This is a genomic window from Thermaerobacillus caldiproteolyticus (assembly GCF_013761245.1).
In the GTDB taxonomy this organism is placed as follows: domain Bacteria; phylum Bacillota; class Bacilli; order Bacillales; family Anoxybacillaceae; genus Thermaerobacillus; species Thermaerobacillus caldiproteolyticus.
The window spans coordinates 70,696-84,892 of sequence record NZ_JACDUT010000006.1; the positions used below are offsets into that span (position 1 = coordinate 70,696).

Annotated in this window: 15 protein-coding genes and 1 other RNA gene; 1 reads left to right on the forward strand and 15 read right to left on the reverse strand. The window is 42.2% G+C overall.

All coding sequences use genetic code 11. From position 1 onward, the window contains the following. Nucleotides 1-2: 2 nt before the first annotated feature. The 13 genes from HNR31_RS10415 to HNR31_RS10475 all read right to left on the reverse strand — a co-directional run bounded on the left by HNR31_RS10415 (nucleotide 3) and on the right by HNR31_RS10475 (nucleotide 11,426). Nucleotides 3-641 (reverse strand): HlyD family secretion protein, encoded by a 639-nt coding sequence (locus HNR31_RS10415; protein ID WP_181556186.1) that lies wholly within the window; start codon nucleotides 639-641, stop codon nucleotides 3-5. Between the two features lie 3 nt (nucleotides 642-644). Continuing rightward, nucleotides 645-1,085, reverse strand: a complete 441-nt coding sequence (locus tag HNR31_RS10420) for a MarR family winged helix-turn-helix transcriptional regulator (RefSeq protein ID WP_181556187.1) — start codon at nucleotides 1,083-1,085, stop codon at nucleotides 645-647. Between the two features lie 182 nt (nucleotides 1,086-1,267). Beyond that, a non-coding RNA gene (gene ssrS / locus HNR31_RS10425) (6S RNA) lies at nucleotides 1,268-1,459 on the reverse strand. Nucleotides 1,460-1,504: 45 nt separating this feature from the next. Beyond that, nucleotides 1,505-2,158: a CoA transferase subunit B gene (locus HNR31_RS10430; protein WP_181556188.1), complete on the reverse strand. Its 654-nt coding sequence runs from the start codon at nucleotides 2,156-2,158 to the stop codon at nucleotides 1,505-1,507. Between the two features lie 5 nt (nucleotides 2,159-2,163). Beyond that, nucleotides 2,164-2,853, reverse strand: coding sequence for a CoA transferase subunit A (locus tag HNR31_RS10435; protein WP_181556189.1), 690 nt, complete (start codon nucleotides 2,851-2,853; stop codon nucleotides 2,164-2,166). Between the two features lie 26 nt (nucleotides 2,854-2,879). Further along, nucleotides 2,880-4,442, reverse strand: coding sequence for an acyl-CoA carboxylase subunit beta (locus HNR31_RS10440; protein ID WP_181556190.1), 1,563 nt, complete (start codon nucleotides 4,440-4,442; stop codon nucleotides 2,880-2,882). 12 nt (nucleotides 4,443-4,454) lie between these two features. Further along, nucleotides 4,455-5,237 (reverse strand): enoyl-CoA hydratase, encoded by a 783-nt coding sequence (locus tag HNR31_RS10445; RefSeq protein ID WP_181556191.1) that lies wholly within the window; start codon nucleotides 5,235-5,237, stop codon nucleotides 4,455-4,457. A 36-nt stretch (nucleotides 5,238-5,273) separates the two neighbouring features. After that, nucleotides 5,274-6,182, reverse strand: coding sequence for a hydroxymethylglutaryl-CoA lyase (locus HNR31_RS10450; protein ID WP_181556192.1), 909 nt, complete (start codon nucleotides 6,180-6,182; stop codon nucleotides 5,274-5,276). A gap of 14 nt (nucleotides 6,183-6,196) precedes the next feature. Next, nucleotides 6,197-6,409: an acetyl-CoA carboxylase biotin carboxyl carrier protein subunit gene (locus HNR31_RS10455; RefSeq protein ID WP_181556193.1), complete on the reverse strand. Its 213-nt coding sequence runs from the start codon at nucleotides 6,407-6,409 to the stop codon at nucleotides 6,197-6,199. Nucleotides 6,410-6,432: 23 nt separating this feature from the next. Continuing rightward, nucleotides 6,433-7,785: an acetyl-CoA carboxylase biotin carboxylase subunit gene (accC, locus tag HNR31_RS10460; RefSeq protein WP_181556194.1), complete on the reverse strand. Its 1,353-nt coding sequence runs from the start codon at nucleotides 7,783-7,785 to the stop codon at nucleotides 6,433-6,435. Between the two features lie 18 nt (nucleotides 7,786-7,803). Next, a complete protein-coding gene (locus HNR31_RS10465) occupies nucleotides 7,804-9,438 on the reverse strand; it encodes an AMP-binding protein (RefSeq protein WP_181556195.1) in 1,635 nt (544 codons plus the stop codon). Between the two features lie 58 nt (nucleotides 9,439-9,496). Further along, complete coding sequence (locus tag HNR31_RS10470; protein WP_181556196.1) at nucleotides 9,497-10,639, reverse strand: acyl-CoA dehydrogenase; 1,143 nt, start codon at nucleotides 10,637-10,639, stop codon at nucleotides 9,497-9,499. 136 nt (nucleotides 10,640-10,775) lie between these two features. Continuing rightward, on the reverse strand, nucleotides 10,776-11,426 hold the full coding sequence (locus HNR31_RS10475; protein ID WP_181556197.1) for a TetR/AcrR family transcriptional regulator: 651 nt from the start codon (nucleotides 11,424-11,426) through the stop codon (nucleotides 10,776-10,778). Nucleotides 11,427-11,601: 175 nt separating this feature from the next. Between HNR31_RS10475 and HNR31_RS10480 the strand changes: the two genes are divergently transcribed. After that, the gene (locus HNR31_RS10480; RefSeq protein WP_181556198.1) at nucleotides 11,602-12,147 is read left to right on the forward strand and encodes a flavodoxin family protein; all 546 of its coding nucleotides are present in this window, start codon (nucleotides 11,602-11,604) and stop codon (nucleotides 12,145-12,147) included. A gap of 410 nt (nucleotides 12,148-12,557) precedes the next feature. Here HNR31_RS10480 and HNR31_RS10485 read toward each other — a convergent pair whose 3' ends face one another. Together HNR31_RS10485 and HNR31_RS10490 are read right to left on the reverse strand one after the other, a co-directional pair. Further along, complete coding sequence (locus HNR31_RS10485; RefSeq protein ID WP_181556199.1) at nucleotides 12,558-13,568, reverse strand: thymidylate synthase; 1,011 nt, start codon at nucleotides 13,566-13,568, stop codon at nucleotides 12,558-12,560. 458 nt (nucleotides 13,569-14,026) lie between these two features. Next, nucleotides 14,027-14,188: a hypothetical protein gene (locus tag HNR31_RS10490; RefSeq protein WP_181556200.1), complete on the reverse strand. Its 162-nt coding sequence runs from the start codon at nucleotides 14,186-14,188 to the stop codon at nucleotides 14,027-14,029. Nucleotides 14,189-14,197 lie beyond the last annotated feature (9 nt).

Consider the following 14,197-nt stretch of genomic DNA (forward strand, 5'->3'; position numbering starts at 1 on the left):
ACCTACTTGTGAATGCGAACGGTGACGTTCATTCCTGGTACTAACCCCGCCCCGTTATAATTGTCAATGGAAATCGTAATCGGAATAACTTGGGTCACTTTCGTATAGTTTCCTGTATTATTGGAGCTTGGAAGTAAACTAAATGTATTCGCTGTCGCAAATCCAAGCTTTTCAACCTTTCCTGTAAATTTGCGATCTGGATAAGCATCGACGTAAATATCGACATCTTGACCGACTTTCACATCTTCAATTTTAGTTTCCTCAATGTTTGCTGTAACCCATAAATCATCTAAATCGTAGCCACGTGCCAAAGACATACCCGCGGCGACAACAGAGTTTGTAACAGTATTTTGTTGGACGATGGTTGTATAGTGAGGAACCGTAATTGGAACAGTATGTTCCCCGTCAGACACTTCCCCAATTTTATCACCGCTGTCAAATGTTTTTCCTACATCACCAGACCAACTAATAAGTTTTCCAGAAATCGGTGACGAAATCGTAATCGCCTGCCCATCGATTCGAGCATTATCTGTTTTAATATAGTTCGTTGTTTCATTAACATAATAATAAGCGGCGAATCCACCTGCCACTAATAAGATAAGCACAATGATATTTAAGGTAATCAAACGTCTTACGTTCACGTCCTATTCCTCCCCTAGTAAAATGTCTTTAATGGTTTGGTGAATCGATAATAACTTCTCAATATCAGCGGCTTCTATTTCATTTTCTATTTTTCGTAACCGCTGTACGAGAACGGATTCATGATTGAAGGCTTCTATTAGCTTTTCTCTTCCTTTTTCGGTTAAACGAAGCGTGACAGCACGTCGGTCCTCTCTAGATGTTTCCCGCATGACTAGCCCGGCACTGACAAGCCGATCAATGGTCCCGCTAACAGTGCTATTACTCATGTTTAATTTCTCAGCTAAATCATTTAACCGAATATTCTCTTTTTTAAACAATGTGTATAGAACGATGAGTTGTACTTCCGTAATTCCGACTCTAGTCGCATCTTCACGAACGAGCCGGTACAGCGCCTTCTGAATCCGAAACACGGAATACATGATTTCGCGTCCAGCTTTCTCCACGATCCTCCCCCCCTTTTTATTTTCATCACAAATAGTTCTTATGCGAATTATTCCTACACGAATTATGATTATAACACGTTTGTAAGAGAAATCAACAATATTGCTCCAACAAATCAGAAAAACATGTTTACCAAAAGAAAAAAGCCGATCTCTATCTGTAGAGATCGGCTTTTCATTACAATGAAAGTGCCGCGATTTGCCGTTGTTTGAATGGAGTTTCTCAACCACACTCCACTAGGTGGGTGTTCGCAGAAACGTTCTTGTCGTCCTCTGCCATCATCAATGGGAGGCATGACATTCCCGTTTCGATATAGAACTCCCTCTTTACAGCCATCGGTTGAAACTTCATTCGTTCACGTACAACGCAGCAGGTAATCACTATAATACTTAATTTTTTGCTTTTTTGCAAGAGGGTTAGTTTAATACGCGTCTAGTTTCACGTTATCGTCGATGAATAAGGACGGCTCTGTGGAGGCTTTAACCTCTTCGATCGTATAGCCTTTCGCTACTTCGACCAATTTTAAGCCGTTGTCGGTAACATCGATGACAGCACGGTCAGTAATAATACGATGCACGACTTGTCGCCCCGTTAATGGAAGTTTGCACTGTTTTAAAATTTTCGGTTCACCGTTTTTGTTGACATGTTCCATAATGACAATAATTTTTCTTGCGCCATGAACGAGGTCCATCGCTCCGCCCATGCCTTTAATCATTTTCCCAGGAATCATCCAGTTCGCAAGGTCTCCTTTTTCAGATACTTCCATGCCTCCTAAAATGGCGACATCAATATGACCGCCGCGAATCATCGCAAACGACTCGGCGCTGTCAAAAAACGCCGCCCCTTTAATGGCAGTAACCGTTTCTTTTCCAGCGTTAATTAAGTCCGGATCGACTTCTTCTTGCGTCGGATAAGGACCGATTCCTAACAGTCCATTTTCTGACTGCAAAACGACTTGTTTCTCTGGAGAAATGAAGTTTGCGACTAACGTTGGCATGCCGATGCCCAAATTGACATAATATCCGTTTTGAATTTCTTGTTCTGCTCTTCTTGCAATTTTTTCACGAATACTCATCACGCTCACCCCCGTACCGTTAATCGTTCGATTCGTTTTTCTTGCTTGCCGACGATGAGGCGTTGCACGTAAATGCTTGGGGTATGGATGTGATCCGGATCAAGCTCACCGATGTCGACAAGCTCTTCTACTTCGGCAATCGTGACTTTTCCAGCAGCGGCAATCATCGGATTAAAATTTCTCGCCGTTTTTCGGTAGACTAAATTTCCCATTTTATCTGCTTTCCAGGCACGAATGAGGCTAAAATCCGCTGTCAACGCTTCCTCTAACAAATATTCACGTCCATGGAACACGCGCGTTTCTTTTCCTTTGGCAACCGGTGTGCCGACTCCAGCCGGGGTATAAAACGCAGGAATTCCTGCGCCGCCCGCTCGAATTTTTTCTGCTAATGTTCCCTGAGGAATGAGCTCTACTTCGATCTCTCCAGAGAGAACTTGCCGTTCAAATTCTTTGTTTTCCCCGACATAGGAGCCAATCATTTTTTTGATTTGCCTGTTTTTTAATAAAATGCCGAGTCCCCAATCATCAATGCCGCAGTTGTTTGAAATAACGGTTAAGTTTTTCACCCCCGTTTCCGCAAGCGCGAGAATTAGATTTTCTGGAATCCCGCATAAGCCAAAGCCGCCGACCATGATGGTCATACCGTCTTGAATATCCTTCACTGCCTCTACAAAATCGGTGTAGACTGGTTTCATGGTTTCCTCTTCACCCCTTTTTGTTTTTACACCGGATAAACGCCGTGCTTTCTCTCTGAAAATGTCATATATTTCGACATGTACGCGTCAAATCGACGAATAAGTTCATCACGAAGCGCATTCGGAGCGATGATACCGTCGATCACCATTTCCGAAGCGAGACGGTAAATGTCGATATCGCGGCGATATTCCTCCCGTTTTTGTTCGATAAAGGCGGCTCGCTCCTCTTCAGGTAACTCGGCAATTTTATTCGCATAGACCGCATTGACAGCCGCTTCCGGTCCCATCACAGCAATTTGTGCGTTCGGAAACGCTAAGCAGCAATCCGGTTCAAACGCCGGTCCCGCCATCGCATAAAGCCCTGCACCATACGCTTTTCGCACAATGACAGAAATTTTCGGAACGGTGGCTTCTGACATCGCCGAAATCATTTTTGCACCATGACGAATAATGCCAGCGCGCTCTACTTTCGTGCCGATCATAAATCCCGGAATGTCCGCTAAGAATAGAAGCGGAATATTGAATGCGTCGCAAAGGGTAATGAATTTCGCTGCTTTATCAGCGGAATCGTGAAATAATACACCGCCTTTGGCGCGCGGCTGATTCGCGATAATGCCAATCGGCTGCCCATTGATGCGTGCAATCCCTGTAATTAATTCAGGGGCAAATAGCTTTTTAATTTCGCAAAACGATCCTTCGTCGATAATACGATCAATGAGGTCATACATATTAAATGGTGCATTTTGGTTGGCTGGAAGAATATCTTCAATGGTTTTTTCAAACTCTTTTGGCGGCTTTGCCTCAGCAATCGGTGGCTTTTCACTGAAATTGGCTGGAAAATAAGATAAATAGCGGCGCGCAAAGGCAATCGCTTCTTCTTCGTTTTTGACAAGCACATCTCCGCATCCTGATACAGTACAATGCATGCGCGCACCGCCCATTTCTTCAAGCGTCACTTTTTCACCAATTACCATTTCCGCCATTCTCGGCGAACCTAAATACATCGAAGCGTTCCCTTCTACCATGATGACAATATCGCAAAATGCCGGGATGTAGGCACCACCTGCCGCAGATGGTCCGAATAACAAGCAAATTTGGGGTACTTTTCCTGACAGCTTGACTTGATTATAAAAAATGCGACCGGCTCCGCGGCGGCCCGGGAACATTTCGATTTGGTCAGTGATGCGCGCGCCGGCGGAGTCCACCAAATATAAGATAGGACAGCGAAGTTTTTCCGCTGTTTCTTGAATTCGAATGATTTTTTCGACCGTCCGTGCTCCCCATGATCCGGCTTTTACGGTAGAATCATTGGCCATCACACAAACCGTCTGACCGTTGATTTTCCCAACTCCAGTGACGACACCGTCGGCAGGGAGCCCTTCTGCAAGACAATTGGCAAATAGCGCATCTTCAAATTGCATTCCATCGTCAAATAATAATTTAAGTCGGTCACGAACGAACAGTTTTCCTTGTTCTGCATTTTTTTGATGGTATTTGGCAGCGCCGCCTTGTTCGATTTTTTTGATTTGTTCTTCTAATTTTTCAGTGAGCGTTTGCTTTTGTTGATTGATGACATCATTCGTTTGCATATTTCGTTCCCCCTATTCCCCTTTGTAGACGGGTTTTCGTTTTTCTTTGAATGCCTGTAATCCTTCGAGCCGATCTTTTGTTGGAATGGTGATGTCATATGCCATTTGTTCAATTTTCAACCCTGTATATAAGTCAACATCAAGGCCACGGTTGATAGCGAGTTTCGCCTGCATAAGGGCAATCGGTGCATTTTGCGCCATTTGTTTTGCAAGTTCAACCGCCTTTTCGAGCACTTGTTCACGCGGTATGACATATTCCACAAGCCCGAGTTGTTCCGCTTCTCGCGCAGTAATTCGTTTCGCAGTAAAAATAAGTTCTTTTGCTTTTCCTTTTCCAATTAAGCGAGGGAGCCGTTGTGTTCCACCGGCACCCGGAATGATGCCGAGTGAAGTTTCCGTAAGTCCGAGTTGAGCGGTATCGGCAGCAATGCGGATATCACACGCCAAGGCAAGTTCAAGTCCTCCGCCAAACGCGGAACCATTCATCGCACAAATGACAGGCTGTGGAAGCTGTTCGAATTGATTAACCGTTTCGCGAATGAGCGCAACGGTTTTCCGCACTTCCGTTTCATTCATGCCAGCGCGCTCTTTTAAGTCAGCTCCGGCGCAAAAAGCTTTTTCCCCGGCTCCTGTGACGATGACAGTACGAATCGAACGTTGAAATGCAAGATGATGAAGCAACTGTTGCAAGTCTTTTAGCAACGCAATTGACAATGCATTTGCTGTCTCGGGCCGATTCAGGGTAATAAGAGCAATACCATGGTCAAGTGACGAATAAAGGACTTGTTCGGACATAAGAAGAGATGCCTCCTTTTTTGGCAAAATAGAACGCTAGCACGGCGGTACATCGACCGTTTGTAAATAATGGCTAGGAAGCGGGCGCCCGATTTTGCTTTGAATGAATAATGCAGCTTCGGTTAATCGCTCAACATGAAGGCCCGTCGAAATTCCCATACCTTGAAGCATATACACTAAATCATCGGTCGCGACATTTCCCGACGCACCTGGGGCGTACGGACATCCTCCTAAGCCGCCAAGCGAGCTGTCAAATGTGGTCATTCCCATTTCTAATGAAGCAAGCACATTCGCAAGCGCTGTACCGCGCGTGTCATGAAAATGCATGGCAAGTTTTTCTTTCGGGAATCGCTTTAGCAGCTGCTCAAGTATCTCTTGTACTTGGCGTGGAGTCGCAACCCCTATCGTATCGCCTAGAGACAGTTCATCAATCCCCATTTCAAACAGCTTTTCCGAAACATTAATGACTTGATCAACAGAAATGACTCCTTCATACGGACAACCGAAAACGGTTGAGACGTAGCCTCGCACTGTTTTCCCTTCCTGTTTTGCCACCTTGACCACTTCCTTGAGCACCGGAAATGTGTCTTCTATTGATTTATTAATATTTTTTCGATTATGTGTTTCACTCGCCGACATAAACACCGATACTTCATTCACTTGAGCAGTTAATGCCTTTTCTAATCCCTTCATATTCGGGACAAGCGCAGCGTATGTGACACCGGGGACTCGTTCAATCCTTGTCGCTACTTCTAATGCATCAGCGAGTTGCGGAATCCATTTCGGATGAACAAACGACGTGATTTCAATATAGGTCAATCCTGTTTTTGATAATTGGTTAATCCATGTAATTTTATCTTCCGTCGCAATGGTGGTTTCTTCATTTTGTAATCCATCGCGAGGGCCGACTTCCTTTATCGTGACACGTTGTGGCCATTTGCTCATGCGCGTTTCACCTCTTACTCAAGCTCAAGTAGCACATCGCCCTCATTGACGAAGTCACCTTCTTGTACACGAATGTCTTTCACTGTTCCTGATGTTTCTGCGGCAATCGGGATTTCCATTTTCATCGATTCTAAAATCACAACATCTTGCCCTTCTTCTACTTGTTCTCCAACAGACACAACAATTTTCCATACGTTTCCTGCCATCGTTGCCACTACTTGGCTCATTGCTTTTCTTCCTCCATTTCTTCTTATTTTGTTGTCGCTTTATGCAAATGTAGTTCGACAAAATTCGTCGTTGTTTGTCCGGCTTGAAAAGCGGGGTGGGATACGACTTCTTTTAACATTGGAATATTTGTTTTAATGCCTTCAATTTGGTAGTGTTCAAGAGCTTGCAACATACGAGTCATTGCTTCTTGGCGAGTTTGTCCTTTTGTAATGAGTTTGGCAATCATTGGATCGTAAAAAGGAGTTACTGTCATTCCGCTCGTTACCGCCGTTTCATTGCGAATATTCTCTCCTTCCGGCGCCTGAAAGAGCGTAATTTTTCCCGGGGATGGGAAAAACGTTTTGGGATCTTCAGCATAAATGCGCACTTCGATCGCATGACCGTCCTGCTGAATTTCGTCTTGTGTATAACGAAGCCTTTCACCAGCAGCAATACGCAATTGTTCTTCGACTAAGTCAAGGCCTGTAATCTCTTCCGTAACTGGATGTTCAACTTGAAGCCTTGTATTCATTTCGAGAAAATAGAAGTTTTTTTGTTCATCGACGAGAAACTCAATCGTGCCCGCATTCGTGTAGCCGATATGTTTTGCCGCCCGTATAGCCGTTTCTCCCATTTTCCGCCGCGTTTGTTCATCTAAAAACGGTGATGGGGCTTCTTCAACTACTTTTTGATGGCGCCGCTGAATTGAGCATTCTCGTTCCCATAAATAAATGCAATGGCCGTGGTGGTCAGCAAGTAGCTGGATTTCGATATGCCTTGGATTTTCAATGTATTTTTCCAGATACATCGCTCCATCGCCGAAAAAGGAGGCGGCTCGCTTTTGATTTCCTTCAAACGCCTTTCGCAGCTCTTCTTCATTTTTTACGACCTGCATGCCGATGCCACCGCCGCCTGCCGACGCTTTTAACATGATCGGATACCCGATTGTTTCCGCTGTTTTTATCGCCTCATCGGCATCGTTAAGCGGAAACGAGATGCCAGGAACGATCGGCACGCCGGCTTCTGCCATTGTTTTTCGCGATTCAATTTTGCTGCCCATTTTTGCAATGACATCGGCACTCGGTCCAATAAAGACAATGCCTTCTTCTTCACAGCGTCGAGCAAACGCCGGATTTTCTGATAACAATCCATACCCCGGATGAATCGCTTCTGCTTTTGTTTTTTTCGCGACTTCAATGATTTTTTCGATATTTAAGTAGCTCTCGCTGACGCGTGGCTTGCCGATAAGATATGCTTCATCTGCCCATTTGACGTGAAGGGAATCCGCGTCTGCTTCCGAATAAACGGCGACAGTTTGAATTCCTAGTTTTTTGCACGTCCGAATAATGCGTACGGCGATTTCTCCACGATTGGCGATTAACATTTTCGAAAACATACAATCCCCCCTATTCCTTTATGTGGTAAGACCGAGAAGTTGTTTCGCTTGTTCTCGCAACTTAAATTTTTGAATTTTCCCAGATGCTGTCATCGGATACGAAGTAGTAAACTCGATGTAACGAGGAATTTTATAGCGTGAAATCTTCCCTCTACAAAACTCGCGAATTTCCTCGGCTGTGGCCGTTTGCCCTTCCTTCAAAATAATCCATGCCATTACTTCTTCTCCGTATTTTTTATCTGGCACACCGACAACTTGAACGTCTAAAATTTTCGGATGTTGATATAAAAACTCTTCAATTTCACGCGGATAAATGTTTTCACCGCCGCGAATAATCATATCTTTCAGCCGTCCGGTAATGCGGAAGTAACCGCTTTCATCCATCACCGCTAAATCGCCAGTATGCAACCATCCGTCCTCATCAATCACTTCTTTGGTTGCCTCCGGATTGTTGTAATAGCCTTTCATCACGTGGTAGCCGCGCGTACAAAGCTCTCCTTGCACGCCGCGTGGCACTTCTTTGTTCGTCCCCGGCTCAACAATTTTCACTTCCACATTTGGATGCGCACGCCCCACTGTTTCGACACGCAAATGAATCGGATCATCTGTTCGTGTCTGCGTAATAACCGGTGAGGATTCCGTTTGACCGTATGCAATTGTAATTTCTTTGGCTCCCATTTTTTCGATGACAGCTTTCATCACTTCAATGGGGCAGCTGGACCCAGCCATAATTCCTGTGCGTAGTGATGATAAATCGTACTTATCAAAATCCGGATCGTTCAATTCAGCAATAAACATCGTCGGTACACCGTGTAACGCCGTACATTTTTCATCCTGAACGGTGCGAAGTACTTGTTTGGCGTTGAATTCTTGAAGTGGTACCATCGTTGCTCCTACTGAGACACAGGCTAGTGTGCCAAGCACGCAACCGAAACAATGGAAAAATGGAACTGGAATGCATAGCCGATCATCTTTGGTGAGTTTCATGCATTGCGCAATATTGTAGGCATTGTTTACAATGTTATAGTGGCTTAACATGACTCCTTTTGGAAATCCTGTTGTTCCTGAGGTGTATTGCATGTTGATGACATCATGCGGGTCAAGGGAGTTCATTCGCTCGTTTAACTGCTCTTCTGTCACATCGTGAGCCATGGAGAGGATATCGTACCATGAATAAGTGCCGGGATACCGAGTGTTGCTAAGAACGATGACATTTTTGAGTTTAGGCAGTCGCTTTGCTTTCAGTTGACCCGGCTCGCATTCGCGAAGTTCAGGGGCAATCTCATAAATCATTTCAATGTAAGAAGAATCGCGATATTGTTCAATAAGAAGAAGCGTCGTTGAATCTGACTGTTTTAATAAATACTCAAGTTCTGCTGTGCGATAATTCGTGTTCACCGTAACAAGAACGGCTCCCATTTTTCCTGTGGCAAATTGACAAGCGAGCCATTCCGGTATATTCGTCGCCCAGATCGCGATATGTTCCCCTGCTTCAATGCCAAGTTTCATGAACCCGCGCGCGACAAGCCGACAATAATCATCAAATTGTTTGTATGTCATTCTTAATCCTCGATCGGCATACACAACTGCTTCATGTTCAGGATGTAGTTTCGCTTTTTCTTCTAACAGCTTCCCCATCGTAATGTGCAGCATAAAAATCCTACTCTCCTTTGTACAAGTCTATTTAAACATTATGCACTTATCCTAACATTTAGCATCCTAATTGCCGGGCGATGACAAGCCGTTGAATCTCGGATGTACCCTCGCCGATTTCCATCAGTTTAATGTCTCGTAAATGGCGCTCAACTCCATACTCTTTCATATATCCATAGCCGCCGTGAATTTGAATCGCTTGATTGCAAACACGGAATCCCGTTTCTGACGCAAACAGCTTGGCGAAAGAAGCTTCTTTTGTAAACGGTTTTCCTTGATCTTTCAGCCATGCAGCTTTATACACCATATTGCGGGCTAATTCAATTTCCATCGCCATATCGGCAAGTTTAAATTGAATCGCTTGGAATTTGGAAATGGATTGGCCAAATTGCGTGCGTTCTTTTGCATATTTAAGAGCTTTTTCAAATGCCGCTTGTGCAATACCAACCGCAAGTGCTGCAATTGAAATGCGCCCTCCGTCAAGGGTGTATAAAAACTGTTTGAATCCTTTCGTTGGATCGCCTAATACATTTTCTTTTGGCACACGTACATTCTCAAGGACAAGCTCACATGTATTTGAGGCGCGCACCCCCATTTTGTCGTAGTTACATCGGATCGTAAAGCCAGAAGCGTCCGTTGGAACAATGATGGCGGAAATAATATTTTTTCCTCTGCCGTCTTTTCCAGTTACCGCTGTAATAATGACTTGTCTTGCATATCCAGCGTTCGTAATCCAACATTTTTCTCCGTTAATGATGTATTCGTCTCCGTCAAGCACCGCTTTTGTTCGTGTCCCTCCAGCATCCGAACCAGCATTAGGCTCAGTCAATCCAAACGCTCCCAGCGTTTCTCCTTTTGCCATCGGAACAAGCCATTGCTGCTTTTGCTCTTCGGTGCCAAAATAGTAAATCGGACTTGCCCCTAAGGAAACGGCAGCGGCATAGCTAAGTCCTGTGCCCCCACAAGCGCGACCAATCTCTTCAACAGCGATTGCATATGAAATCGTGTCTCCTCCAGCCCCACCATACTGTTCTGGAAACGGAATACCTAGAATCCCTAACTCCCCCATCTTTTTGAATATTTCAACAGGAAAACACGCTGTTTCATCCCATTTTGCTGCATTGGGCTCAATTTCCTTCTCAGCAAACTCTCTGACCATTTCTTTAATCATTTGCTGTTCTTTCGTTAATTCAAAATTCATCTTCTCTCCCCCATTCATTCAACTATGATGTATTTGAACCGACTAGTCGGTTTTAAATATTTTTAGACCGACTAGTTGGTTTGTTATATTAATAAGCATACCCTTTATATATAAAGTAATTTTTCACCATCCATACCTACCGATAGATATTAGATGGAATGGGGCGGTGTTTTAAGAAAAACGAAGAAATGCTTTCTTTTTGTTTTGCTTCCTCTGTCAAAATGGAATGTAAAATGAAATCGATAAAGTGATGGGCAATTTCTTCAATGGTCATTGGTCCATCTGGTTTATACCACTTATATGTCCAGTTCACCATACCGATAATCGACATGCCGGTAATTTCAACGGAAAGCTCGCGGCGAAATTCCCCTGCCTCGATTCCTTCACGAATGACACGAAAAATCACTTGTTTGAATTCATCCCGTTTTTCATTAATTTTTTGGGAATATTCTGGTTTTAAGTACGTGCTTTCTTGATAAAAGACAGTAATATGCGGCTTATATAAATGGAATACTTTTACAAATGACTGAATAATAGCGTACAGCCGTTCTGTTGGTGTGTCGTAATTTTTATATGCTTCTTGTGCCTTGTTTAGTACATAGGTAATAAACACATCATGGATATGGTAGAGCAGTTCATCTTTTGATTTAAAGTTATGATAAAATCCACCTTTTGATGTATTACTCTCGGTTACGATGCGGTCAACAGTGACCCCATGATATCCATATTTTTCAAAGAGATGAAGTGCGGTATCAATGATTCGATCTTTTAATGTTTTTTCTCCCATGAAAAGTCTCCTTTACTCTTATATTAACATTATTTTCTGAAAAATTAAATATTTTTTATTATTTGATCTTGACATTATTTTCACTCATGATTATAAAATACGTAATTCATGCAAGAAATGTCAATCATCGTTTATAATGATTATGTGATGTAAATAAAGAAACGGGGTAGATATGATGACCAATATATTATTGATTAACGGGAGTTCAAGAGAAAACGGAAATACAGAGCAATTAGCTGATGTTATGTTGAAAGGAATTTCTTGTACTCGCATGAATTTAAGGGATTTTTTCATTCAACCAATTGTTGACCAGCGCCACGTTCCGGGTGGGTTCACTGCAGTTGCTGATGATTATGATCAAGTGATTGAAACGGTTCGCCAACATGATGTGCTTATTTTTGCGACGCCTATCTACTGGTATGGAATGAGCGGGCATATGAAGCAATTTGTTGATCGTTGGTCACAAAGTTTACGAGATACGAGATTTTCTTTTAAAGCGGAAATGGAAAAGAAAAAGGCTTTTGTTCTCATTTGTGGTGGAGACGATCCGTATGTAAAAGGACTGCCGCTCATTCAACAATTTCAATATATTTTTCAGTTTGTCGGTCTTGAATACATAGGGTATTTGATTGGAAAAGGAAATGCTCCAGGCGATGTGCTCCGCGACGAACTAGCGATTCGTCAAGCGAAGTACTGGAATCAATTTTTTCAGTCGTTATAAAATTCACTCCCACTTTCCTAGACTGTGGAAAGTGGGAGTGTAGCTTTGCCCAAGTGAAAAAATAAGCTTTAAGTGACAAAGGTTACTTGTCAGTCAATGATATAGGGAAATATGTTTCCAAATTTAAAATACATATAATTATAAATAACTCCGTCCAAGTCAAATAATAAAGAAAGCATCAATTTGTTCTGAAATCATAGTCTTCGATACTCCTCCACTCTAGCTAAATAACAGACAGTCACTTCCCAGTTTTCTTTGGTTTATGTTCCCTCTCAAAGGATAGTTTCAACGATCAATAAGTAATAAGAGCTTATATATCTATATAACCTCCTCTGCTCTATGGGCCTTGAAAATCACAAATTTATGGTAACGGATTTTCCTCGCTATGGTGTTTACATAAATCTTTCCCTCTATAATTCCCTTGTCACTGTAGCAAATAACTCTGGCCACTTGTTAGCTACAAAAAATTGATAAACCGGATATAGACTATCATAAAGCTCCATATCTATCGGTCTATGATAAGTAATTTGTTGATACAAACTAAATAACATCAAAACTTGTTTCCAATATTCTGGTATTCTCAATTGTTCAATGTTATCTAAATTTAACCTAATAAGATCTTTGCGCAGTAAAGCCTCATGCTCTAATACTATTTCAATAAAAGGCCAGTTGTTGCCATCCGGCAGCTTTGGAAAGCTAAGCTCAGGGTTTAGATTTTGAGTTTTGTTATTTGCTTCATAAAGAACTTTTTTTGCCTTTTCCTCGTCAGATTCATAAATATGAGCAGAACCTACATTATGGAAATATTCACCTAATTCGACTCCAAGGTCTTTAGCCATCATTTCTTGGATAAAAGTAAAAGAAAAAACGTCACTGACCATACCACGGAAAGCATCATTCGCCCTCATATAAGAAGCCATATATAACTTTTTTTCTCTAATAAAAAACTGCAGTCCAATCGTGCATGACACATCAATGTTATCTGTAATAACCAATTCTGAAGCATCAAAAATTTGCATAAACGCTCGCTTAGAATCAGGATCTTTATTTAACAGCAAATCTTTTATTTGCTGCCATTGATTGATTTTAGCATTACCAAATTCAAATATTTTTGGGCCATATGCTGTACCCGTCAGAGTTTTTCCATCCATTGAATATTTAACCATATTTTTGGCATAATAGCTTATAAAATCTAGACGGTTACTTGATGATAAATACCATAATACTTCTGCGAAATTGAAAATTATATTTGTTTTTCTAGAAGGTATGTAACATACTCGTTCAATCGGATTAGTTATCGTAAAATTTACATTTAGCTTTTCACGACTCCGATTGCCACGTGGAGCATTAAAAAACTGAGGATTATAATAAATATCTTTCAATATATCCAGATAAGCTTCATGAAAACGATTATATTGCATAAAAATCCCTCCGCAGACTCAATTAACTTGAAAGTATTTTTCTACTTGTGGTATAGCTTTATTATTGATTAAATATTCTTCCAACTTAGGAGGATCATCCTTCTCTTAATTAAAAAGAATGTAAGTAACATTTTCCACTTTTCCGGGTCCTCGAACTAAAAATGCGTAATCCTTGCCTTTTCCTCATGACGTACGTGGCTGAATCGGTCGATGTGCGACATAATTCGTAATAAAGTAAGGTCATCGACAATCCGGCATACATCGCTAAAGAATAGACGAATTGATGAGAAACGCTATACGTAATCAAACTGATCATGACCATTTGTGAAAAGCCGTACCAAAATGGTAAAAACAACATGTGAGATGATTCGGATCTGAGTGATAATCATAGTGAAGACGCCTCATTCATTGAAGTAACACCGGATGTTTCGGCGGCTTCATAAAAATAAAGCGATGCGTTATAGACTCGCTAACGATATAAAGAAAAACACCGATAAAAGCGGAACAACAATCGATATATCGGTTGCTTGAACGATCGAAGCAATAAACGAAGCGCCAGCGGTAACCGCCGCAGCGATCACATCTTTAGCAGAGAAAAATTCCCGTACATACTCCCTCACGTTCCCTCC